This window comes from Streptomyces sp. NPDC004134 (genome assembly GCF_042874195.1).
Lineage (GTDB): Bacteria > Actinomycetota > Actinomycetes > Streptomycetales > Streptomycetaceae > Streptomyces.
The window spans coordinates 347,164-369,916 of record NZ_JBIAMS010000003.1 but is presented as its reverse complement, the minus strand read 5'-3'; the positions used below and the strand labels follow the sequence as shown (position 1 = coordinate 369,916).

Below are 22,753 nucleotides of genomic sequence, written 5' to 3'. Positions count from 1 at the left end.
GTGCCGCTACGGGGTCACTGGTTGCTGCACACCGCGACGGGCGCGCCGTCCAGCCACGGCAGGTGGTGGCCCATGCGGTCGCGCTTGGTGCGCAGGTAGCGCAGGTTGTGCTCGCCGGCCTCGACGGGGGTGGGCTCCCGGCCGGTGACGGTCAGGCCGTGGCGGAGCAGGGCGTCGACCTTCTCCGGGTTGTTGGTCATGAGACGCACGGAGGTGACGCCGAGGTCGGCGAGCATCCGGGCGCCGGCGGCGTAGTCGCGGGCGTCGGCGGGCAGACCCAGCTCCAGGTTGGCGTCGAGGGTGTCGCGGCCGCGCTCCTGGAGCTCGTACGCGCGCAGCTTGGACAGCAGGCCGATGCCGCGGCCCTCGTGGCCGCGCAGGTAGATCACGACGCCGCGGCCCTCGGCGGCGACGCGGCGCAGCGAGGCGTGGAGCTGGGGGCCGCAGTCGCAGCGCTGGGAGCCGAAGACGTCGCCGGTCAGGCACTCGGAGTGGAGGCGTACGAGCACCCCTTCGTCGAGTTCGTCGAGTTCGTCGAGTTCGTCGAGTTCGTCGCGGCTGTCCCCGCCGACGTCGCCCATGACCAGGGCGATGTGCTCGACGCCGTCGGCCGCCGAGCGGTAGCCGTACGCGGTGAAGTCGCCGTACGCGGTGGGCAGCCGGGTCTCGGCCTCGCGGCGCACGGCGGGGCCGTCCGCGGGCGCGGGCGCGGCAGGAGACCCGGCGGAGGCGGGGCCCGCCGGGGTCTCCGGGTCCGCCGGGGCGGGCACGGCGGTCCTGCGGAACTCGACGAGGTCGGCGATCGAGATGATCGCGAAGCCGTGCCTGCGGGCGAACGGCACGAGCTGCGGCAGCCGCAGCATCTCGCCGTCCTCGCCGGCGATCTCCACGATCGCGGCGGCCGGCCGCAGCCCGGCGAGCCGCGCCAGGTCCACGCTCGCCTCGGTGTGCCCGTTGCGGGCGAGCACGCCGCCCTCGCGGGCGCGCAGCGGGAAGATGTGCCCGGGGCGGACGAAGTCCGCGGCGACGGCGGCGGGGTCGGCGAGCAGCCGGATCGTGGCCGCCCGGTCCGAGGCGGAGATGCCGGTGGTGACGCCGTGGGCGGCGGAGGCGTCCACGGTGACGGTGAAGGCGGTGCGCAGGGACTCGGTGTTCCGCTCGACCATCTGCGGGATGCCGAGCCGGTCCAGCTCCCCGCCCGTCATCGGCATGCAGATCATGCCGCTGCACTCGCGCATCATGAACGCCACGGTGGCGGGCGTGATCAGCTCGGCGGCGACGACGAGGTCGCCCTCGTTCTCGCGGTCCTCGTCGTCCACGACGACCACGGGCCGGCCGGCGGCGATCTCCTCTATCGCGCGCTCGACCGGGTCGAGGCGGAGATCTTCCACGTCCCCGGCGGGCTGCCAGGCCGTAAGAGCGGTCATGCGGCGGCTCCTTCCAGTGCCTCCGGCCGCCCGGCGGCGGGCGGGGCGGTGCGGCGGCTCGCGGTCCACCAGGCGCGCAGGCCGAGGAGGACGACGACGCCGTAGACGACGTACACGAGGGCGGAGAACTTCAGGTCGCCGGAGTACGCGAGGGGGACGCCGACCGCGTCGACGGCGAGCCAGGCGAACCAGAACTCGATCCAGCCGCGGGCCATGGCGATCATGGCGGCGACGGAGCCGGTGAACAGGTAGGCGTCCGGCCAGGGGTTCCAGGACAGCGACGGGAAGGCGAGGAAGAGCAGGGCGACGGCGGTGGTGCCGGCCGCGGTGGCGCCGACGAGCCAGGCGCGTTCGGCCCAGGTGGCGAAGCGCACCTGTATCGCCCCGCTCTCGCGCCGGCCGCGCGTCCACTGCGCCCAGCCCCACAGCGAGACGCCGACGACGAGCAGTTGCTTGCCGACGCCGCCGGTGAGGCCGGCGGAGGCGTACGCGACGACGAGCACCGCGCCGGAGAGCAACTGGGCGGGCCAGACCGCCACGGAGCGGCGCCAGCCGAGCGCGAGGGCCCCCAGGCCCAGCACGTTGCCGGTCATGTCGGCCCACTTGATGTCCTCGCCGAACACCGAGAAGGCCACGCCGTTGAGGGAGTCCAGGGCGCTCATTCCCGCGCTCCGCCCGCGCGGGCCGCGTGCGGGGCGACGAGCCGCTCGACGTACTTGGCGACGATGTCGACCTCCAGGTTGACCCGGTCCCCCGGCTGCTTGAAGCCGAGGGTGGTCAGCGCGAGCGTCGTGGGGATGAGGCTGATCGTGAAGAAGTCGGGGCCCGCCTCCACGACGGTGAGGCTGACGCCGTCGACGGTGATGGAGCCCTTCTCCACGACATAGCGGGCGAGACCGGCCGGCAGCGAGACGGTGACGATCTCCCAGTTGTCCGAGGTCTTGCGCGCCGTGATCTCGCCGGTGCCGTCCACGTGGCCCTGCACCAGGTGACCGCCTAGGCGCCCGCCGACGGCCGTGGGGCGCTCCAGGTTGACGCGGTCGCCGGGGCCGAGGCCGCCGAGGCTGGAGCGGTCCAGCGTCTCGGCCATCACGTCGGCGGTGAACTCCGCGCCCTCGTGGCCGACGACGGTCAGGCACACGCCGTTGACGGCGATGGAGTCGCCGTGCCGGGCGCCCTCGGTGACGACGGGGCCGCGGAGCCGGAAGCGGGCGGCGTCGGGCAGTTCCTCGACGGCGACGACCTCGCCGAGCTCTTCAACGATTCCGGTGAACAACGTCAGCTCTCCTTGATGGCGGGCGGCTCGGGCGCGGGACCCGGCACGGCGGTCAGCCGGAGGTCGGGGCCGAGGTGGTCGACGGCGGTCACATCGAGGCGCAACGCCTCGCCGATCGTTCCGATTCCGGCGTCGGCGAGCGCGGCGGGCCCGGCGCCCAGCAGGACGGGAGCGAGGTAGCAGACGACCCGGTCGACGACGCCGGCGGCGAGGAACGCCCCGGCGAGGGTGGGGCCGCCCTCCAGCAGTACGGAGCGCACGTCCCGCCCGTACAGCGCCGCGAGCAGCGCGGCGACGTCGAGCCCGCGGCCGCCGGCGGCGCGCGGCAGCCGCACCACGTCGGCGCGGCGGCCGGCGCTGGCCGCGGCGGCGTCGAGGACGGCGGTGAGGCGGCCGGCGGCGGAGTCCGCGGCGTCGGCGGCCACGGCGACGAGGGTCGGGGCGGCGCCGTCGAGGATCCTGGCTCCGGGGGTGAGCGCGGTGCCCTCGGTGTCGGCGACGACGCGCAGCGGCTGGGTGACACCGGCCTCGGCGCGGGGCCCGCGGACGGCGAGCTGCGGGTCGTCGGCGCGCAGGGTGCCGGAGCCGACGACGACGGCGTCGGCCTCGGCGCGCAGCCGGTGGACATCGGCGCGGGCGGCAGGCGAGGTGATCCAGCGGCTGGTGCCGTCGGCGGCGGCGCTGCGGCCGTCGAGGGTGGCGGCGTACTTCCACAGCACGTAGGGGCGGCCGCGGAGCACGGAGGTCAGCCACGGCTCGTTCCCGGCGGCGGCCTCGTCGGCGAGCAGGCCGCCCTCGACCTCGATACCGGCGGCGGCGAGCGCGGCGGCTCCGCCGCCGGCCGCGGGGGTGGGGTCGGCGACGGCGTAGACGACGCGGACGACGCCGGCTTCGGCGAGCGCGCGGACGCAGGGGCCGGTGCGGCCGGTGTGGCTGCAGGGTTCGAGGGTGACGACGGCGGTGCCGCCGCGGGCCCGCTCCCCCGCGTCGGCCAGCGCGGCGACCTCGGCGTGCGGGCCGCCGGCGCGGGCGTGGTGGCCCTCCCCCGCGGGGTGTCCCGCGGCATCGAGGATCACGCAGCCGACGACGGGATTGGGGCTGGTGTCGCCGAGCGCCCCGGAGGCGAGCGCGATGGCGCGGCGCATGGCCTGCGCTTCGGCTGGGGTGGCCACCGGGTCCTCCTGCCTCGTCGGGCACGGACTCCGGGGCCTGTCTTCACGACAGTCACGGAATGCGATCACCGGAGCGCCGGCCGGGAAACGGGTGGACCGCCCGGAAAGGGGCGGGCCGCCGCCGGCGGCGCACCTGTGGCATCCCGCCGCGCACTGCCTCCCATCCGGACTTTCACCGTCGGTCCAGGAATTTCACCTGGTCAACCGGCCGCTGGCAGCGGCCGGGTCGCGGACTGTAACCGCCGGTTCGGATTTTCACCGACCCCGGAGTGCGCGTACGTCACTGGTACGCCTCCAGTCTGCCACGCCCCGGCGGCGGTCAATCCGCCGGATCCTGTGGGCTGGATCACCTGCGCGCGGCCTTGCGGGGTCCGGGCGGGACGGCGGGCACCACTCGTACGAGGGGTGCTCCGGGCCCCGCCCGGGCGGGTGATGGCCGCGCGGTCCCCCGGCTGCCAGGGTGACCGCCATGACGTCTGTGCAGGACACGGCGGCCTCCGGCGCCCTCGACACCGCCGCAGAACGGATGCGCGCGCTGGCGTGCGAGTTGCCCGGGCGCGACGGGGTGGCGGTCTTCACCTCGGTCTATGTCGCGGTGACCGACGAGGTGCGGCAGCACCTGGCGGCCGGCGGCTTCGCCGACAGGACCGCGGCCGCCGGACTCGCGGCGGACTTCGCCGGCCGGTTCCTGGCCGCGGTGGACGACGACGCGGCGGGCCGCCGCGCGCCGGCGTGCTGGCGGCCGCTGTTCGAGGCGCGCCGCCATCGCGGCGTGCACACCCTGCAGTTCGCGCTCGCCGGCATCAACGCCCATATCGGCTACGACCTCCCGCTCGCCGTCGTCGCCACCTGCCGCGCGCTGGAGCGCGAACCCGAGGACGTGGAAGGCGACTACGAGCGGGTGGGCGAGCTGCTCGTACGGCTGGAGGAGCGCATCCGCGAGCGGCTCATGCCGGGCCCCGATCTGCTGGACGTGGCGGATCCGCTCACCCACCTCGCGGGTGCCTGGAGCCTGGAGCGCGCGCGGGACGCGGCGTGGGCGGCGGCCCGGGTGCTGTGGCGGCTGCGCGGACTGCCGGAGGTGGTCGAGGAGTTCGGCGAGCGGCTGGATCAGTCGGTGGGGCTGGTCTCGCGCTGCCTGCTGGTGCCGCTCGGCGGCCGGCGGGACGACTGAGCCGGGCGACTTCGCCGGGCGACTTCTCCGCGACCGAGCCGGGCGGCCGGTCCGTGGCGCGGCGGCTCGCTCCTGCCGTACGGACCGGGCGCCCGGCCGCCGTCGTCGTCAGTCCTCCGGCAGCTCCACCGGGGCGATGGCGTCGAAGACGTCGCCCGGCCCGGGGTTGGCCGGATCGGTGGCGCCGCCGAAGTGCCGCATCACGCCCCACACCGCGTTCAGCGCGGTCTGCACCGCGCCCTCGGCCCAGCCCGCCGTCCAGGAGATGTCGTCGCCGGCCAGGAACAGCCCGCGCTTGCCCTCGGGCAGCGCCTCCTGCATGAAGTGGGTGAACAGCCGCCGCTGGTAGCGGTAGTGGCCGGGCAGATTGGCCTTGAACGCGCCCATGAAGTACGGCTCGTCCTCCCAGGAGACCGTCACGGGCGGGCCGATGACGTGCTTCCTGATGTCGACGCCCGGGTAGATCTCGCCGAGCGACTTCAGCATGACCTCCATCCGCTCCTCGGCCGGCAGCGGCAGCCACTTCAGGCTGTCGTCGCACCAGGTGTACGACAGGCAGATCGCCGCCGGGCCGTCCGGTCCCTCGTCCAGCAGGTAGGTGCCGCGGGTCATGCGGTCGGTGAGCGTCATGGACATCACGTCGCGCCCGGTCGGCCGCCCCTGGTCGTCGACGGCCGGATCCAGCCAGAACGGCCGGTCCACGGGCACGAAGAGCTTGGACGAGGCCATGTAGTGGGTGCGTTCGACGGCGGTCCAGTGGTCGATGGGCAGCAGCTCGTCGGCGCAGTCGATCTTCGAGAGCAGCATCCAGGACTGGGCGGTGAAGACCGCGGCCCGGTAGGTGCGTACGTCGCCGGCGGAGTCGGTGACGGTGATCCGCTCGCCGGCGGCGCGGGCGAGGCGGGTGACCGCCGGGCGGGGCGCCCCGCCCGCGTGCAGGGTGGCCAGCGAGGTGCCCTGCGGCCAGTGCACGAGCTTGCCGGGTGCGCGGTCCCAGAGCCGCAGCGGCAACTGCCGGCTGCCGCCGACGATGCCGTGGTGGTCGTCGTCGGCCTCGGTGTAGACGACGCGCAGGATCTCCAGGATCGAGTTGGGGAAGTCGGTGTCCCAGCCGCCGGTGCCGAAGCCGACCTGGCCGAAGATCTCCCGGTGCCGGAAGGAGCGGAAGGCGGCGGAGTCGCAGAGGAAGCCGTAGAACGTCTGGTTGTCGAGCCGTTCGACCAGCGCCGCCCACAGCTCGCGGATCCGCGGCACGTCGCGCTCGCGGATGGCGCGGTTCATGGCGCTGAAGTCCGCGCCCTCTTCCAGGCAGTCCGCCCAGGCGGCGGCGACGTCGCGGTAGACCTGCGGCAGGTCCTCGATGGTGCGGGCGTAGTGGGACTCGCCTTTGAGGTCGACGACGGTCGAAGGGGTGCCGGGGGCCAGCGGGTTGGGGAACGGGCGGGTCGCAAGGCCCGCGAGGTCGATGTAGTGCCGCAGCGCCGTGGACGACGGCGGGAAGCGCATCGCGCCCATCTCGGCGGTGAGCGCGGGGTCGCAGCCGGGGAACGTCTCGGTACGCAGCCGGCCGCCGATCCGGTCCGCCTCGTAGACCACCGGCTTCAGGCCCATCTTCATCAGCTCGTACGCGGCGACGAGGCCGGAGAGCCCGCCGCCGATCACGGCGACCTCGGTGCCGTGCTCGGTCGCCGGTATCTGGCCGAGCCCGGCGGGGTGGGCGAGGTAGTCGTCGTACGCGAAGGGGAAGTCGGGACCGAACATCGTGATCGGCCGCCGGGCGGTCTCCTCCCCCGCGGGGTGGACGGCGGTGGGCACGGTGGACGTCATCGGGCGGGGCTCCTCGGGCGTGCGGGCAGGGCGGCGCGGGGCCGCCGCCGGGGCGTGCGTGGGTACGGGTGCCGGTTCCGCGGGCTGCGGGTGCGGGCTTCGGCGCGGGGCGTCAGGCGTACAACTCGGGCCTCAGGTCCGCGAGATAGGTGTTGTCGCGGCGGGCGGCGGCGATCCGGGCCGGGTCGACGTCGGCGAGCAGCAGGTCCTCACCGTCGTGCCCGGCGCGGGCGCGCACCGTGCCGTCGGGTGCGGCCAGGCAGCTCAGCCCGGCGAAGTGGTGCTCGCCCTCGGCGCCGACGCGGTTGACGTACGCGACGTAGAGCTGGCTCTCGTAGGCGCGGGCCGGGACGAGGGTGCGGGGCACGATCTCGTACGGGCGCATCAGCGCGGTGGGCACGAGCAGCAGCTCGCTGCCGGCCAGGGCGTGCGCCCGCACCGGCTCGGGGAACTCCACGTCGTAGCAGATCAGGATGCCGACGCGGATGCCGTCGACGTCGGCCTGGACCACGGGGGTGTCGCCGGGGGTGAAGAACTTGCGCTCGAAGTCGCCGAAGAGGTGCGTCTTGCGGTAGTTGGCCAGCGCATAGCCGTACGGGGAGACGAGCTGGACGGCGTTGTACACGTCGGAGCCGTCCCGCTCCGGATAGCCGTAGGCGATGGACAGGCCGTGGTCGGCGGCGATCCCGGCGACGGCGCGGGCACCGGGGCCGTCGGCCGGCTCGGCGCGGCCCGCGGGGTCGGTCGCGTACCCGCTGAGGAACAGCTCGGAGGCGACGAGCAGCCGTGCGCCCCCGGCGGCGGCGGTCCGGGCGGCGGCCTCCAGGGCGGCGAGGGCGTCCCGTCTGCTCGGGGGCACCCCGGCCGGCCCCTGGAGCAGGGCGGTGCGCAGCGGCGCCATGGGCAACCTCGCAGGCGGGTGGTGGGTCCGTTTCCCCCGACGGTACGTCCTGCGCGAGGCCCGGAACAAGGCCGGTCGATTGCGTCCGACCAGGCGATTCGTTGCGCCTGTGCGGGCTCAGGCGGTGATCCGTTGCGTGCCGGGTCGGTGCGGCTCAGCTCGGCGGGTCGGGGGCGTAGCGGCGGACGAGCGGGGAGAGGACGAGGACCGATCTGGTGCGCTCGACGAAGGGCTCGCCCGCGATCCGTTCCAGCACGTCCTCGAAGTGGCGCATGTCGGTGGCGAAGATCTGCACGATGGCGTCGGCGTCGCCGGTGACCGTGGAGGCGGCGGCCACCTCGGCGTAGCGCGAGAGCGCGCGGCGGATGTCGCCGGGGCCGGTGTTGGAGCGGCAGTACAGCTCGACGTAGCCCTCGGTGGCCCAGCCGAGCGCGGCGGGGTCGACCCGTACGGTGAAGCCGGTGATGGCGCCGGCGGCGCGCAGCCTGTCCACGCGCCGCTTGACCGCGGGCGCGGACAGGCCGACCTCGGCGCCGATGTCGGCGTAGGTGCGGCGGGCGTCCTCGGCGAGGGCGCGCACGATCCGCTCGTCCAGCTCGTCGAGTCGCATGTCCGCAGTACACCACGGCCGGCCGGGCCGCTCCCGGCGCGGCCGGCCCGGTGCAGGGGCCCGGCGGGCGGCTACTGCCAGCTCGCGTGCAGCGGCTTGCCCTCGGCGTACCCCGCGGCGCTCTGCACGCCGACGACGGCCCGCTCGTGGAACTCCTCAAGCGTCGCCGCCCCGGCGTAGGTGCACGCGCTGCGCACGCCCGCGACGACGGCGTCGATGACGTCCTCGACGCCGGGCCGGGCCGGGTCCAGGAACATCCGCGAGGTGGAGATGCCCTCCTCGAAGAGCCCCTTGCGGGCGCGGTCGTACGCGGACTCCTCGACCGTGCGGCCGCGGACGGCGCGCGCCGAGGCCATGCCGAAGCTCTCCTTGTACAGCCGCCCGTCGGCGGTCTGCTGGAGGTCGCCCGGGGACTCGTAGGTGCCGGCGAACCAGGAGCCGATCATGACGTTGGAGGCGCCGGCGGCCAGCGCCATCGCGACGTCGCGGGGGTGCCGCACGCCGCCGTCGGCCCACACGTGCTTGCCGAGCCTGCGCGCCTCGGCGGCGCACTCAAGCACGGCGGAGAACTGCGGGCGGCCGACGCCGGTCATCATGCGGGTGGTGCACATCGCGCCGGGCCCGACGCCGACCTTGACGATGTCGGCGCCCGCCTCGACGAGGTCGCGTACGCCCTCGGCGGCGACGATGTTGCCCGCCACCACCGGCACCCCGGGGTCCAGGGCGCGCACGGCGCGCAGCGCGTGGATCATCTGCTCCTGGTGGCCGTGCGCGGTGTCCACGACGAGGGTGTCGACGCCCGCGTCCAGGAGCTGCCGGGCGCGGCCGGCGACCTCGCCGTTGATGCCCACGGCGGCGGCGACGCGCAGCCGGCCGCGGGCGTCGGTGGCGGGGGTGTAGAGCGTGGCCCGCAGGGCGCCCTTGCGGGTGAGCAGGCCGACGAGCCGCCCGTCGGGGCCGACGGCGGGCGCCAGCCTGCGGTGGGCGGCGTCCAGCCGGTTGAACGCCTCGCGCGGGTCGATGTCCGCGTCGAGGGTGAGCAGCTCGCGGGACATGACCTCCGAGAGCTGGGTGAAGCGGTCCACGCCGTTCAGGTCGGCCTCGGTGACGACACCGACCGGCCGGCCGTCCTCGACGACGACGGCCGCGCCGTGCGCCCGCTTGGGCAGCAGCGCCAGCGCGTCGGCGACGGTGGAGTGGGAGCCGAGCACGATGGGCGTGTCGAGCACCAGGTCGCGCTGCTTGACCCAGGAGACGACCTCGGTGACGACGTCGATGGGGATGTCCTGCGGGATGACGACGAGCCCGCCGCGGCGGGCCACGGTCTCGGCCATCCGGCGGCCGGCGACGGCCGTCATGTTGGCGACGACGAGCGGGATGGTGGTGCCGGTGCCGTCGGCGGAGGACAGGTCCACGGCCTGGCGGGAGCCCACGCCGGAGCGGCGGGGGACCATGAACACGTCGTCGTACGTGAGGTCGTACGGGGCGGGAGAGTCATTCAGGAAACGCACGTACTTGAGTGTCCCACGTGGCCGCTGTATCGCCCCCGGACGGATCGTCCGGGCCGGCCGCGGCAGGCCGGTGCGATCGTACGAGGAGCCGGGCGGCGGGGCGGCACGCGGCCGGGCGGACGGCTCCGCCGTGGCGGCAATCGGGCGGATCTGGCGGCGCGGGGGCGTGAAGCGGGGTGCGGCGGGGCACCCGCCCCCTTGACCGCAACGGACACACACGCACGCCCCGTCACGGGAGGACGACATGTCGACGCAGCCGACCCGGGTGCCGGCAGCGACCACCGGGAACCGCCGGGCCCCGGCGGCCGGCCGGGAGCCCGACCCCGTACCGCCGATGCCGCCGCCGACGCCCCCCGCGCCGCCCGGCCCAGGCCCGGATCCGCGCCCCGGGCCGGGGCCGGGTCCCGGGCCGGGACCGGGGCCGGGGCCCGTACCGCAGCCGCCGCCGGAGCCGGATCCGATCCCCCGGCCGCCCGGGCCCGACCCGGTGCCGGAGCCGAATCCGCAGCCCGGTCCCGTGGGCTGAGAGCAGAAAGGCGGAAGGTCACGGTGAAAGAGGCGATCCAGGTGGCCGTTTCGGCCGACGAACTCGATCGTGAGGCCCTCGTCCGCTACATCGAGGACGGCTTCGTCTGCGCGCAGGCGTGCGCGGAGTGCGCGACGGCCTGCCTGCAGCCCGCGGGCGCGGCCGAGCCGGGCGCGGTGCAGCGGCTGGACCTGCGGTGCGCGGACGTGTGCGAGCAGACCGCGCGGATGCTCTCGCAGCACGGCCGGCACGACGCGCCGGGGCTGCGGGCCCAGGTCGAGCTGTGCGCGTCGACGTGCGCGGCGTGCGCCGAGGACTACGAGCGGCTGGCGGCCGAGGCGCCGGGGGCGGCCGAGCGGGCGGCGGCGTGCCGCCGCTGCGAGCAGGCGTGCCACGACTTCCTGGTGAACCTCGCCTGAGCCGCCCGGTCAGCCCGGTCAGCCCGCGACGCGGATCCCTTCGCCCGTCACGTCGACGACGATGCCGTCCGCGGTCGCCGTGACCATCTCCAGCCGTACGCCGTCCGGCAGCCCGCCGACCCGCCGGTCGAGGTCGACGGCATCGCGCACCGCCTCCTCGGCGCCGGGCACGCCGGCCGCGGGGACCTCGTCCGCCTCCAGCCGGATGGTGTCGCCGCCCTCGGTGCTGACGGTGGAGAGCACCTCGGCCGGCTCGGGCGCGTTCAGCGCCGCCGCGCTCGCGGTGACCTTCACCTTGCCTTCGCCGCCGTAGGCGAAGCTGACGCCCTTCAGCCCGGCCACGACCGACAGCGCCTCGTACGTGATGACGGCGGAGCCCTCGGCGCTCTCGGCGGTCGCGCCGCCGTAGTCGCCGTCCAGTTCGACGCCGCTGAGGTCCACGCTGAACTCGGAGATCATCAGCCGCTCGCCGGTGCCGGCGGCGGCCGGGTCGGCGCGGATGCCGGTCATGGTGACGTCGACGTCGTCGAGGTGCTTGCCGTAGATCTGGGTGAGGAACGGGAAGCCGTTGATGGACACCTCGGTGCTGCCCTCCAGGCCCTGCCTGGCCTGGATCTTCTCCGCGACCTTCCCCTCCGCTATGAAGACGGTCAGCCGGTCGGCGGCGACGAAGAGCACCCCGAGCACAAGGCACACCACCAGCAAGATTCGCAGTCCGCGCATGAGACGGGTCCCCCCCGGGAGTGTCGGTTCCGGGAGCCTATCCGGTCCCCCGAGGGCGCCTTCCGGGTCCCGGACCCGGTGTGACGCATCTCTACCCGGCCCGCGGCCGAGGGCGCTGTCCGGCGCCAGGCACCCAGGGGATATCTTGATATCAAGCAATCCGGCAGAGCAGCGACGCGGACTGGAGCACCCGGTGACCGAATCAGCATCGACGATCATCTACACCCACACCGACGAGGCCCCGGCCCTGGCCACGTACTCGTTCCTGCCGGTGGTCCAGGCGTACGCCGCGACCGCCGGGGTCGAGGTGGAGACCCGCGACATCTCCCTGTCCGGACGGATCCTCGCCCAGTTCCCGGAGCGGCTGCCGGCCGGCCGGCAGGTGCCCGACGCGCTCGCCGAACTGGGCGCGCTGGCGCAGACGCCGCAGGCGAACATCATCAAGCTGCCGAACATCTCGGCGTCCATCCCGCAGCTCAAGGCCGCCGTCGCCGAGCTGCGCGCGCACGGCTACGACCTGCCGGACTACCCGGACGAGCCCAAGACCGACGAGGAGCGCGACATCCGCGCCCGCTACGACAAGGTCAAGGGCAGCGCCGTCAACCCCGTGCTGCGCGAGGGCAACTCCGACCGCCGCGCCCCCGCCTCGGTGAAGAACTACGCCCGCAACCACCCGCACCGCATGGGCGCGTGGACCCCGGAGTCGAAGACGAACGTCGCGCACATGATCGCCGACGACTTCCGCTCCACCGAGAAGTCCGCGGTCGTCGAGCGCGACGGCAGCCTGCGCATCGAGCTGGCCCGCGCCGACGGCACCACCGAGGTGCTGCGCGAGGCGGTGCCGGTGCTCGCCGGCGAGGTGGTCGACGCCTCCGTGATGCACGTGGAGGCGCTGCGCGCGTTCCTCGGCGAGCAGGTCGCCCGCGCGAAGACCGACGACGTGCTGTTCTCGCTGCACCTGAAGGCCACGATGATGAAGGTCTCCGACCCCATCGTCTTCGGCCACGCGGTACGGGCCTTCTTCCCCCGGACGTTCGCGCGCTACGGCGCGACGCTGGCCGCCGCGGGCCTGACCCCGAACGACGGGCTCGGCGGCATCCTCGCCGGCCTCGACGCGCTGCCCGAGGGCGCCGAGATCAAGGCGTCGTTCGACGGCGAGCTGGCCGAGGGCCCGGCGCTGGCGATGGTCGACTCCGACCGCGGCATCACCAACCTGCACGTCCCCAGCGACGTCATCGTGGACGCCTCGATGCCCGCGATGATCCGTACCTCCGGCCACATGTGGGGCCCCGACGGCGCCGAGGCCGACACCCTCGCCGTCATCCCGGACAGCAGCTACGCGGGCATCTACCAGGTCGTCATCGACGACTGCCGCGCCCACGGCGCCTTCGACCCGGCGACGATGGGCTCGGTGCCCAACGTCGGCCTGATGGCGCAGAAGGCGGAGGAGTACGGCAGCCACGACAAGACCTTCGAGGCGGCCGCGCCCGGCACCGTACGCGTCGTCGACGCGGCCGGCGCCGTCGTGCTGGAGCAGCCGGTCGCCGAGGGCGACATCTTCCGCATGTGCCAGACCAAGGACGCGCCGATCCGCGACTGGGTCAAGCTCGCCGTCACCCGCGCGCGCGCCACCGGCGACCCGGCCGTCTTCTGGCTGGACGAGGACCGGGCGCACGACGCCCGGCTGATCGCCAAGGTGCGGGAGTACCTGCCGGAGTACGGCACCGAGGGCCTCGACATCCGCATCCTCGCCCCGGCCGACGCGATGGCGCTGTCGCTGGAGCGGATCCGCCGCGGCGAGAACACCATCTCGGTCACGGGCAACGTGCTGCGCGACTACCTCACCGACCTCTTCCCCATCCTGGAGCTGGGCACCAGCGCCAAGATGCTCTCCGTCGTCCCGCTCATGAACGGCGGCGGCCTCTTCGAGACCGGCGCCGGCGGCTCGGCGCCCAAGCACGTGCAGCAGCTCGTCAAGGAGGACTACCTGCGCTGGGACAGCCTCGGCGAGTTCCTGGCGCTGGCCGTCTCCTTCGAGCACCTGGCGCAGACGACGGACAACGCCCGCGCCCAGGTCCTCGCCGACACCCTGGACCGGGCGACGGCGACGTTCCTCAACGAGAACAAGTCGCCCACCCGCCGCGTCGGCGGCATCGACAACCGCGGCAGCCACTTCTACCTCGCGCTGTACTGGGCGCAGGAGCTGGCGGGCCAGACCGCGGACGCGAAGCTCGCGGAGGCGTTCGCGCCGCTGGCGGCGACGCTGGCGGAGCGGGAGGAGAAGATCGTCGAGGAGCTGCTGGCGGTGCAGGGCAAGCCGGCCGACATCGGCGGCTACTACCAGCCCGACCCGGAGAAGGCCGCGGCCGTCATGCGTCCGTCGCAGACCCTCAACGAGGCGCTGTCGGCCCTGAGCTGAGCGCTCGCGCCCGCCCCCGCGGGGCGCCGCGCCCGTACCGCCGCCACCGCCCCGGCCGGACCCCCGGCCGGGGCGTCGGCGTGTCAGGCGGTGCGGCGGCGGGCCAGCCGGAGGGTGCGGCGGGCCTCGGCGACCACGGCGGCGTCGACGAAGCGGCCGTCCGGCAGCGCGAGGGCGCCGGCGTCCGCGGCCGCGGCCGCGACGATCTCCCCGGCCCGTTCGACCTCTTGCGGGGTGGGCAGGAACGCCTTCTCGATCACGGGCAGTTGGCGCGGGTGTATCGCCGTACGGCCCAGGAAGCCCAGGGCCCGTCCGGCCGCGCAGGAGCGGGCGAGTCCGTCGAGGTCGGCGACGTCCGGGTAGACCGACTGGGCCGGCGGGGCGAGGCCCGCGGCCCGGGCGGCGACGACGGCGCGGCTGCGCGGCCAGGCCAGCCCCGCGTCGTCGGCGACGCCCAGCTCGGCCCGCAGGTCGGCCTCGCCGAGGGCGATGCCGCGCACGGCGGGGTGCGCGGCGGCGATCTCGTAGGCGCGCTCGATGCCGAGGGCGGATTCGAGGAGCGGGTAGAGGGGCGGGACGCCGCCGGTGGCGGCGTGGCCGAGGGGCGGCGCGGGGAGGCCGTCCGCCCCGGCGGGACCGGGCCGTCCGCCGGGCGCGGGGGTGTGGGCGGGGGCGCCGCCGGGATACGGGCCCGCCGTGCCGGCCTCGCCGTCCTGGCCCGCGGTGCCGGGGCCGGGTCCGGTGCCGGGTGAGCGGTCCGCCGGCGCCGGTACGGGGGCGCCGGCGCGGGCCGTCAGGGCGGCCGTTGCCACGCGCAGGACCTCCTCCCGGCCGCCGGTCTTCGGCAGCCGGAGCCCTGCCAGGCCCGGGAGCGGGGCCAGCGTGCGCAGTTCGCCGTCCGCCAGCGGGCCGGCCAGGGCGTTGACGCGGACGTGCACCGGCACCGGCCCAGGGCGCGGTTCTGCCAGCAGCTCGGCGGTGGCCGCCAGCGCGTACGCCTTGCGCTCGGGCGCCACCGCGTCCTCCAGGTCGACCAGCACCACGTCCGCGCCGCTGCGCAGCGCCTTGGCCACCACCGCGGGCCGGTCCCCCGGCACGTACAGCCAGGTGAGATACGTGTCCCAGGCGTCCCCCGGCCCGCCGGCGCCCGCCGGATCCGCCGCGACGGCGGACGCGCGCGGCGCCCTCACACCGCCCCCTCGTCGCGCAGCCCGGCTATCTCCGCACCGGTCAGCCCGAGACCGGCCAGCACCGCGTCGGTGTCCGCGCCGTGCGGCCGGCCCGCCCAGCGGATCGCGCCCGGGGTCTCGGAGAGCCGGAAGAGCACGTTCTGCATCTTCACCGTGCCCAGTTCCTCGTCCTCGACCTCCGTGATCGAGCCCAGTGCCCGGTACTGCTCGTCGGCCATCACGTCGCGTATGTCGTACACCGGCGCCACCGCCGCCTGCGCCTCCTCGAAGGCCGCGACGACCGTCGCGGCGTCGTGCCGCGCGATCCACCCGCCGACCGCCTCGTCCAGCTCCCCGGCGTGCGCCGCCCGGCCCGCGCCGGTGCCGAACCACGGCTCCCCGATCAGCTCGGGCCGCCCGACGAGCCGCATCACCCGCTCCGCGATCGACTGCGCGGAGGTGGAGACGGCGAGCCAGCGGCCGTCGGCGGTGCGGTAGGTGTTGCGCGGCGCGTTGTTGGTGGAGCGGTTGCCGGTACGCGGCTGGACGTAGCCGAGCTGGTCGTACCAGAGCGGCTGCGGGCCGAGCACCGTCAGCATCGGCTCGATGATGGCCATGTCGACCACCTGCCCGCGCCCGGTGCGCTCCCGCCCGGCCAGCGCGGTCATCACGGCGTACGCGGTGGAGAGCGCGGCGACGGAGTCCGCGAGGCCGAACGGCGGCAGCGTCGGCGGCCCGTCCGGCTCGCCGGTGACGGCGGCGAAGCCGCTCATCGCCTCGGCGAGGGTGCCGAACCCGGGGCGGCGGGCGTACGGGCCGAACTGGCCGAAGCCGGTGACCCGGGCGAGCACCAGCCGGGGGTTGGCCGCGGACAGCTCCGCCCAGCCGAGGCCCCACTTCTCCAGCGTGCCGGGGCGGAAGTTCTCGACGATCACGTCGGACCCGGCGGCCAGCCGCAGCAGCACGTCGCGGCCGCCGGGCGTGGACAGGTCGAGGGTGAGGTTCTTCTTGTTGCGGCCGAGCAGCTTCCACCACAGGCCGACGCCGTCCTTGGCGGGGCCGTGGCCGCGCGAGGGATCGGGCTTGGCGGGGTGCTCGACCTTGACGACCTCGGCGCCGAAGTCGCCGAGCATGGTCGCGGCCAGCGGTCCGGCGAAGAGCGTCGCGAGGTCCAGGACGCGCAGCCCGGCGAGCGGGGCCTGCGGCGCCGGGGACGCGGGGTCGCCGGAAGCGGGGCCATCGGAAGCGGAGGCGTCGGAAGCGGAAGCGGAGGCGTCGGAAGCGGCGGAGGCGGGGGTGTCGGTCATGGTGTCGCGCCTTCCTCGGTGGTGCGTTGCGGTGCCGTGCGCGGGCCGTACGCCCGTGGCCCCGCGGGGCGGTGCGGCGGTACACGGGTCACGGGCCCTCGGCCGCCAGCCGGTCGATCTCCGCGCGTTCCGGCATGGACGACGACGCGCCCGGCCGCTGGACGGCGAGCGCGGCGGCGGCCGCCGCCCACGCCAGCGCCGCCGGCATCGGCCGGCCCTCGGCGTACGCCACGCACAGCGCGCCGACGAAGGTGTCGCCCGCGGCCGTGGTGTCGACGGCCCGGACCGCGAGCGCCGGCACGACGACGGGCTCCTGACCGCGCGCCGCGTACAGGCTGCCCGCGCCGCCGAGGGTGACGACGACCTCCGGCACCTGCTCGAGCAGCGCCGCGGCGGCCTGGTGCGGGTCGGATCTGCCGGTGAGCGCGGCGGCCTCGTGCTCGTTGGGGACGAGCAGGTCGGTGGCGGCCAGCAGCCGGCCGGGCAGCGGCCGGGCGGGCGCGGGGGTGAGCACGGTGCGTACGCCGTGCCCGCGGGCCGCCTCGGCGGCGGCCACCACTCCGTCGATCGGCAGCTCCAGTTGGAGCAGGAGGGTCCCGGCGGCCGCGATGCGCTCGTCGTCGCCGGGGGCGAGTCCGGTGACGGTGCCGTTGGCACCGGGGACGACGACGATGGAGTTGCCGCCGTCGTCGTCGACGACGATGTGCGCGGTGCCGCTGGCCCCCGGGGCGGTGCGCAGCCCCGCGGTGTCCACGCCGGCGCCGTCGAGCGCGGCGCGCAGCTCGCCGCCGAAGGCGTCGGCGCCGACCGCGCCGATCATCGTCACCGCCCCGCCCGCGCGGGCGGCGGCGACGGCCTGGTTGGCGCCCTTGCCGCCGGGCACGGTGCGGAACTCCCGCCCCGAGACGGTCTCGCCGCGCAGCGGGGCGGTGGCGGCGTACGCCACGAGGTCCATGTTGACGCTGCCGAAGACGGCGAGCGTCGCTTGGGGAGTGGTCGTCATGGTGCGGGCCTCCGGGGTTCGTGCGGTGGTACGGGTCCGGTGCCGGCGGCCGCGAGGGCGCCGGCCGGAGCGGGTGGGGGGAGGGCGTGGGCGGCGGTGCGGGCCGCGAGTGCGTCGAACCCGATGCCGTCCATGCCGCCGACGGTGGTCGCCAGCCGGTTGCGCAGCGGCGCCGTCCATCGCTCCGGCAGCGCGCCCGGCGAACCGGCCAGCAGCCCGGCGAGGGAGCCGGCGGTGGCGCCGTTGGAGTCGGTGTCCCAGCCGCCGGAGACGACGCGGCAGATGGCGCCGGTGAAGTCGCCGCCCGCGTGGGTGAGCGCGGCGGCGAGCAGCGCGGCGTTGGGGACGACGTGCACCCAGTGCCGTCCCTCGTGCGCGGCGTGCAGGTCGTCGACGACGGCCGCGAACCCCTCCGGGGTGCCGGTGGGTTCGCTGCGGGCCAGCTCGATGCCGTGCCGTACGGCGCGAGCCAGCCGGGAGCGCGGCGGCACGACGGCGAGACCGGTGCGGAGCGCCTCGTCCACGTCGGTGCCGCCGCCGGCCGCGGCGGCGAGGGCGGCGGCGGCGAACATGGCGCCGTAGACGCCGTTCGCGGTGTGCGTGAGCACGGCGTCGCGGTGCGCGGCGGCGGCGGCGCCCGCCGGGTCGCCGGGGTGGGTCCAGCCGTGCACGTCGGCGCGGATCTGCGCGCCGATCCACTCCCGGAACGGATTGCGGTAGGCGCCGGTGTGCGGCGGTTCCACCCCGTCGAGCAGGTTGCGGTACGCGACCCGCTCGGCGGTGAACGTACGGCCCGCGGGCAGCTCGTCGAGCCAGAGCTGCCCGACGTCCGCGGTGGTGAAGGCGTGGCCGTGGCGGTCGAGGAGGAGCAGGGCGAGCAGCGGGTAGTTGAGGTCGTCGTCCTCGGGTGCGCCGTCGATGGTCTCGGCCAGGGAGGTCGCGGCGCTGCGCCGGTTCCAGGGGTGCGCCGCGGCGACGGCGGGGTCGAGCCCTTCGGCGGTGAACCAGGTGTGCACCGGCCAGTTGCCGGTGGAGCGGGCGATGGCCCGGATGCCCTCCAGGGTCACCTTCTCCACCGGCTTGCCCAGGACGCACCCGGCGGCGCGGCCGAGCCACGCGGCGTGCAGCCGGGTGCGCAGCGCGTCCCCGTACGCGCCGCCGGGGGGCGGCCCGGGCGCGGGTGCGGGCCAGCGCGGGCAGGCGGCCCTGATCTCGTCCAGGTCGGTCGGCTCGACGTCCGTCAGCGGGGTCTCCAGCGCGGCCAGTTCGTCCAGCAGCTCCAGTGCGAGGGCCCGCAGCCGCGGCTTCGGCGGGCCCGGCGAGGCGCCCGCGCGCTCCGGCGCCTGGTGGCCGCCCGCGCCGAGCCAGCGGCGCAGCAGCGGCCCCGCGGCGCGGCCGTCCTCCGCCGCCTGCCTCAGCTCGTGGCCGACGAGGTCTTCCGGCTGCACCCAGGTCAGCCGGAGCGGCGCCCCGTGCACGTCCGCCGGGGCGGTCACGACGCCTCCGCCAGCGCGTCGAACACGGCCTCGTGGGCGCGGCGGCGCGCCACGTCCCGTACGAACACCTCGCGTGCGACCTCCGTGAGCGTGGCGGCGGGGGCGAGCAGGTCCAGCTTGCTGGCCCGCGCGACCTCCTCCGCCCACTCCCCCGGCACCGCCGCGGTGCCGCCGAGCGCGCCGGCGACGGCGCCGCTCATGGTGGCGATCGAGTCGCAGTCGCGGCCGTAGTTGACCGCGCCGAGGACCGTGTGCCGGTAGTCGCCGCGGCCGACGAGCAGCATGCCCAGGGCCACCGGCAGCTCCTCTATCGCGTGCAGCCGCGAGGGCCGCCGGGCGCCGAGCGAGGGGTTGCGGTATTCGGGTCCCACCGTGTCGTACGGCTCGACCGCCGCGCGCAGCGGCGCCAGTGCCTCCTCGAAGTCCTGGCAGCCGGCGGCCGCTTCGCAGACCGCCTCGATGGCGTCGCGGGTGCCGTCCTTGGCCAGCGCGAGCGCCGCCTCGACGACGGACTCCGGCGTGGCGCCGGGCGCGAAGGCCGCGGCGACGCAGGCGGCGAAGACGCCGGCGGCCTCGCGCCCGTATGACGACTGGTGCGCGCCGGCGACGTCCAGCGCCTCGGCGTAGGCCGCCGCGGGGTTGCCGGCGTTGACGGCGCCGACGGGCGCCATGTACATCGCCGCGCCGCAGTTGACGATGTTGCCGACGCCCGCCTCGCGCGGGTCGACGTGGCCGTAGTGCAGCCGCGCGACGATCCACTTCTCGGCGAGGAAGATCCGCTGCAGCGGCAGCGCCTCGGCCTCCAGCTCGGGGATCCAGCGCGGCGTGCCCATGAGGTCGGGCACGAGGTGGGCGGCGACGGCGTAGGCGTCGAGGTGGTCGCGGACCTTGTCGTAGACGCGGATGAGGGCGTGGGTCATGAGGGTGTCGTCGGTGACGTGCCCGTCGCCCTTGTGGTACGGGGCGATGGGCCGGGCGGTGCGCCACTCGTCGCGGTGGAACGGCTCGACGATGCCGCGCACCCGGCCGCCGTAGCGCTCGGCGATGGCCTCGGGGGTCCAGCCCTCGACGGGCCCGCCGAGGGCGTCGCCGACGGCGGCACCGACGAGGCAGCCCGCGGTGCGGTCGGCGAGGCCGGGCCCCCCGGTGGCTGTCGCGGGTGCGGTGGCTGCGGGGTCGCCGGGCGTGGCGGAAGCGGTCGTGGGGGTCATCAGGCGAGGGGTCCTTCCGCGGGAGTGCTGAACTGCTTGTCGGCCAACTGCCGGGCGAGGTCGACGAGGTCGGCGCCGGCGAACTGGGGCAGGGCGCAGCCGGAGAGGATCCGGCAGGCGTCCCGCCAGGTGGCGGGGAGTCCGGCGGCGCCGCCGAGCGCCCCGGTGAGCGCGCCGGCCAGGGCCGGCGCGGAGTCGGCGACGCGCGAGAGGCACGCGGCGGCAGGCACGGCCTCGGAGATGGCGCCGGCCGCGGCGGTGGCGACGGCGAGCGCGACGGGCACGGTCTCGGCGGCGGCGATGCCGTAGCTGTAGACGTGGTCGACGATCTCGTGCTCCAGCACGGGCACGAGGGCGAAGGCGTTGCCCGGCAGCCCCGGGCGGGTGGCGACGGCGGTGCGGCCGAGCTGCACCGCGCGCTCGGCGTTGCGCAGGATCTCGGTGCCCCGGGGCAACTGGGCGAGGGCGGCGTCCACGCAGGCGTCGACGGGCCGGCCGCCGAGCGCCGCGGCGATCGCGGCGGCGGTGGCGCGGGCGCCGTGCACGCCGTCGCCGTCCTGGGTGTAGCGGGCGTCGAACTCGGCGAGGTCGGCGGCCCGTTCCGGGTCGCCGGGGTGGACGGCGGCGAGCACGGCGGCCCGTACGCAGGCGGCGTCGTCGAAGTAGTGCGGGTTGTCGTGGCCGGTGGCGGGCGGGCGCAGGCCGGCGGCGAGGTTGCCGAGCCCGGCCCGTACGGAGATACGGGCGCGCAGCGGGATCTCCGCCGACTCGATCTCGTCCGCGCGCTCCGCGGCGACCGCGACCTCGTCGGCCAGCGCGCTCCAGGCGAGGGTGAGCGCGGAGCGGACGCGCCGGTCGGAGGTGAGGTCGGTGTGCAGCCCGCTGCCGGCGGAGAGCACGGCGTACGCGGTGAACGCGGCCCACTCCGCGTCGTCCGACGGGCCCAGGCGCAGCGGCTCGGGCGGCTGGTTGAGCGCGATGGGCACCGGCAGGGTGGTCGTCGCGTTCTGCTCGGCGAAGGTGTCCAGCTCGCGGGTGAGCCGGCGGGTCCACTCGGGCATCCGCGCGGCGCGGTGCCGGCCGGCGGGCCAGCCCGCGGCGTCACCGGCGGCGATGCCCAGCAGCAGCCCCTCCACGCGCCGCAGGTCGCCGCCCGCCTCGGCGAAGCCGGCGGCGGCGCCGGGACGTCCGGCGGCGGGCGCACCCGGTCCGGCGGCGGGCCGCTCCGCGCGCGGGGCGGCGACGACGGGACGCTCCGCGCCCTCGGCGGGGCTCGCGGGTGCACCCGCGGCCGCGCCCGTACGGGCCGCGCCCCCCGCGGCGCCGTCCGGCGCACCCGACGCGTCGCGCGCCGCCCCGGACTCCGGGGCGCGGCGGGACCTGGGCAGCGGTGCGCTCATGAGGCGACCTCCTCGTCTGCGGGGGCGAGCCGGTCCGCGATGTCGAGCACGTGGTGTCCCGCCATGGACGGCAGGCACGTGCCGCGTACCGGCTTGATGGCCGCGGCCCAGGCTTCGGGAATGGCGGACTCGCCGCGCAGCGCGCCGGCCAGCGCGCCGGCGACGGCGGCGGTGGTGTCGGCGTCGCGGCCCATGTTGACGGCGGCGAGGACGGAGCCGGCGAAGTCGCCGCGGGTGGCGGCGAAGGCGCCGAGGGCTAGCCCGACGGCCTCCGGCGCCAGGTCCGACCAGGGGTAGCCGCCGATGACGACCGAGGAGCGGACGGCGCGTTCGACGCTCAGCGGCGTGGCGCCGGGGGCGCGGCGCGCGCGGCGGCCCGCGGAGACCGCGCGCTGCAGGGAGCGCGCGGTCCAGGAGTCCTCGGGGATGACGGACAGGGCGGCCTGCACGACGACATCCGGGGAGTCGCCGGCCATGGCGGCGGCCACCCCGGCGGCGACGGCTTGGCCGCCGTAGATGCCCTCGCCCTCGTGGCTGACCGTGCCGTCGATGGCGACGAGCCGCGCGGCCTCCGCCGGGCGGCCGGCGGCGAAGACGCCGAACGGGGCGGCGCGCATGGCGAGTCCGTCGCTCCAGGCGTGCCGGTGCTGCGCGGTGATCGGGGCGGCCAGCCCGCGGCGCAGGTTCTCCAGGGTGCCGCGCTCGCTGAACCCGGCGCCGCGGAACGGGCCTTCGTCGAGATCGGCGATGCGCTCGTGCCAGGCGGACTCCACGTGCGCGAGGCTGAGGCGCGCGCCGTGCTCGGCGAGCAGCAGCCCGGAGAAGATGGCGTACTCGGTGTCGTCCGTGCCCGCCGGGGCGGCGGCCACGAAGTCCTCGATGCGGCCCCAGCGCTCGCGGATCTGCGAGGGCTTCATGTTCTCGACGGGCGCGCCGAGGGCGTCGCCGACCGCGAGGCCGAGCATGGCGCCGCGGGCCCGGTCGCGGGCGGTCGGGGCGGCGTGCCCGGCGCCGCGGGCGACGGGGCGCAGGCGGACCGGAGCGGCGTGGGCGGGGGTGGGACGGACGGGCGGTTCGGGGCCGGCTGCTGTGCTCATCGTGCGGTGCTCATGGTGCTGTTCGTGCTCTTTCCTCGTGCGCCTGCTCGGGTGCTTCCGGTGCCTGCTCGTACGTTCCGCCCGG

At 76.0% G+C, this 22,753-nt stretch carries 19 protein-coding genes and 1 riboswitch; of the genes, 3 read left to right on the top strand and 16 right to left on the bottom strand.

From position 1 onward, the window contains the following. Window positions 1–14: 14 nt before the first annotated feature. The 4 genes from ribB to ribD are packed head-to-tail and all read right to left on the bottom strand — an operon-like array spanning window position 15 to window position 3,848. On the bottom strand, window positions 15–1,427 hold the full coding sequence (gene ribB / locus ACFYVJ_RS06855; RefSeq protein ID WP_388887248.1) for a 3,4-dihydroxy-2-butanone-4-phosphate synthase: 1,413 nt from the start codon (window positions 1,425–1,427) through the stop codon (window positions 15–17). After that, entirely contained in the window at window positions 1,424–2,089 is a 666-nt protein-coding gene (locus ACFYVJ_RS06850) for a nicotinamide riboside transporter PnuC (RefSeq protein ID WP_388887247.1), read from the bottom strand. The genes ribB and ACFYVJ_RS06850 overlap by 4 nt, the downstream gene beginning before the upstream one ends. Next, entirely contained in the window at window positions 2,086–2,703 is a 618-nt protein-coding gene (locus ACFYVJ_RS06845; protein ID WP_388887246.1) for a riboflavin synthase, read from the bottom strand. The genes ACFYVJ_RS06850 and ACFYVJ_RS06845 overlap by 4 nt, the downstream gene beginning before the upstream one ends. Window positions 2,704–2,705: 2 nt before the next feature. After that, on the bottom strand, window positions 2,706–3,848 hold the full coding sequence (gene ribD, locus ACFYVJ_RS06840; RefSeq protein ID WP_388887372.1) for a bifunctional diaminohydroxyphosphoribosylaminopyrimidine deaminase/5-amino-6-(5-phosphoribosylamino)uracil reductase RibD: 1,143 nt from the start codon (window positions 3,846–3,848) through the stop codon (window positions 2,706–2,708). 173 nt (window positions 3,849–4,021) lie between these two features. Further along, a riboswitch (FMN riboswitch) is annotated at window positions 4,022–4,152 on the bottom strand. 192 nt (window positions 4,153–4,344) lie between these two features. On the opposite strand from ribD, the gene ACFYVJ_RS06835 reads away from it, so the two are divergent. Then, window positions 4,345–5,049 carry a DUF5995 family protein gene (locus ACFYVJ_RS06835; protein WP_388887244.1) on the top strand — a complete coding sequence of 235 codons (705 nt, stop codon included), beginning with the start codon at window positions 4,345–4,347 and terminating at the stop codon, window positions 5,047–5,049. 108 nt (window positions 5,050–5,157) lie between these two features. Here ACFYVJ_RS06835 and ACFYVJ_RS06830 read toward each other — a convergent pair whose 3' ends face one another. The 4 genes from ACFYVJ_RS06830 to ACFYVJ_RS06815 form a co-directional block, all read right to left on the bottom strand. Beyond that, window positions 5,158–6,876, bottom strand: coding sequence for a flavin monoamine oxidase family protein (locus ACFYVJ_RS06830; RefSeq protein WP_388887243.1), 1,719 nt, complete (start codon window positions 6,874–6,876; stop codon window positions 5,158–5,160). A gap of 112 nt (window positions 6,877–6,988) precedes the next feature. Further along, window positions 6,989–7,777, bottom strand: a complete 789-nt coding sequence (locus ACFYVJ_RS06825; protein ID WP_388887241.1) for a carbon-nitrogen hydrolase family protein — start codon at window positions 7,775–7,777, stop codon at window positions 6,989–6,991. 154 nt (window positions 7,778–7,931) lie between these two features. Continuing rightward, window positions 7,932–8,387 (bottom strand): Lrp/AsnC family transcriptional regulator, encoded by a 456-nt coding sequence (locus ACFYVJ_RS06820; protein WP_388887239.1) that lies wholly within the window; start codon window positions 8,385–8,387, stop codon window positions 7,932–7,934. A 71-nt stretch (window positions 8,388–8,458) separates the two neighbouring features. Continuing rightward, the gene (locus tag ACFYVJ_RS06815) at window positions 8,459–9,898 is read right to left on the bottom strand and encodes a GuaB1 family IMP dehydrogenase-related protein (RefSeq protein ID WP_388887237.1); all 1,440 of its coding nucleotides are present in this window, start codon (window positions 9,896–9,898) and stop codon (window positions 8,459–8,461) included. A 549-nt stretch (window positions 9,899–10,447) separates the two neighbouring features. Between ACFYVJ_RS06815 and ACFYVJ_RS06810 the strand changes: the two genes are divergently transcribed. Next, a complete protein-coding gene (locus ACFYVJ_RS06810; RefSeq protein WP_388887235.1) occupies window positions 10,448–10,843 on the top strand; it encodes a hypothetical protein in 396 nt (131 codons plus the stop codon). 18 nt (window positions 10,844–10,861) lie between these two features. Here the strand turns inward: ACFYVJ_RS06810 and ACFYVJ_RS06805 are convergent, their stop codons facing one another. Continuing rightward, the gene (locus ACFYVJ_RS06805) at window positions 10,862–11,566 is read right to left on the bottom strand and encodes a DUF2993 domain-containing protein (protein WP_388887233.1); all 705 of its coding nucleotides are present in this window, start codon (window positions 11,564–11,566) and stop codon (window positions 10,862–10,864) included. A gap of 193 nt (window positions 11,567–11,759) precedes the next feature. Between ACFYVJ_RS06805 and ACFYVJ_RS06800 the strand changes: the two genes are divergently transcribed. After that, complete coding sequence (locus ACFYVJ_RS06800) at window positions 11,760–13,985, top strand: NADP-dependent isocitrate dehydrogenase (protein ID WP_388887231.1); 2,226 nt, start codon at window positions 11,760–11,762, stop codon at window positions 13,983–13,985. Between the two features lie 83 nt (window positions 13,986–14,068). Here ACFYVJ_RS06800 and ACFYVJ_RS06795 read toward each other — a convergent pair whose 3' ends face one another. The 7 genes from ACFYVJ_RS06795 to ACFYVJ_RS06765 all read right to left on the bottom strand — a co-directional run bounded on the left by ACFYVJ_RS06795 (window position 14,069) and on the right by ACFYVJ_RS06765 (window position 22,668). Continuing rightward, entirely contained in the window at window positions 14,069–15,175 is a 1,107-nt protein-coding gene (locus tag ACFYVJ_RS06795; RefSeq protein WP_388887229.1) for an HpcH/HpaI aldolase/citrate lyase family protein, read from the bottom strand. Then, on the bottom strand, window positions 15,172–16,461 hold the full coding sequence (locus ACFYVJ_RS06790) for a CaiB/BaiF CoA transferase family protein (RefSeq protein ID WP_388887227.1): 1,290 nt from the start codon (window positions 16,459–16,461) through the stop codon (window positions 15,172–15,174). The genes ACFYVJ_RS06795 and ACFYVJ_RS06790 overlap by 4 nt, the downstream gene beginning before the upstream one ends. An 88-nt stretch (window positions 16,462–16,549) precedes the next feature. Beyond that, a complete protein-coding gene (locus tag ACFYVJ_RS06785; RefSeq protein ID WP_388887225.1) occupies window positions 16,550–17,464 on the bottom strand; it encodes a ribokinase in 915 nt (304 codons plus the stop codon). After that, entirely contained in the window at window positions 17,461–18,960 is a 1,500-nt protein-coding gene (locus tag ACFYVJ_RS06780) for an ADP-ribosylglycohydrolase family protein (RefSeq protein WP_388887223.1), read from the bottom strand. Before ACFYVJ_RS06780 ends, ACFYVJ_RS06785 begins: the two co-directional genes overlap by 4 nt. Continuing rightward, entirely contained in the window at window positions 18,957–20,171 is a 1,215-nt protein-coding gene (locus ACFYVJ_RS06775) for an ADP-ribosylglycohydrolase family protein (RefSeq protein WP_388887221.1), read from the bottom strand. The genes ACFYVJ_RS06780 and ACFYVJ_RS06775 overlap by 4 nt, the downstream gene beginning before the upstream one ends. Further along, on the bottom strand, window positions 20,171–21,571 hold the full coding sequence (locus ACFYVJ_RS06770; RefSeq protein WP_388887219.1) for an ADP-ribosylglycohydrolase family protein: 1,401 nt from the start codon (window positions 21,569–21,571) through the stop codon (window positions 20,171–20,173). Before ACFYVJ_RS06770 ends, ACFYVJ_RS06775 begins: the two co-directional genes overlap by 1 nt. Continuing rightward, the gene (locus tag ACFYVJ_RS06765; RefSeq protein ID WP_388887218.1) at window positions 21,568–22,668 is read right to left on the bottom strand and encodes an ADP-ribosylglycohydrolase family protein; all 1,101 of its coding nucleotides are present in this window, start codon (window positions 22,666–22,668) and stop codon (window positions 21,568–21,570) included. The genes ACFYVJ_RS06770 and ACFYVJ_RS06765 overlap by 4 nt, the downstream gene beginning before the upstream one ends. Window positions 22,669–22,753 lie beyond the last annotated feature (85 nt).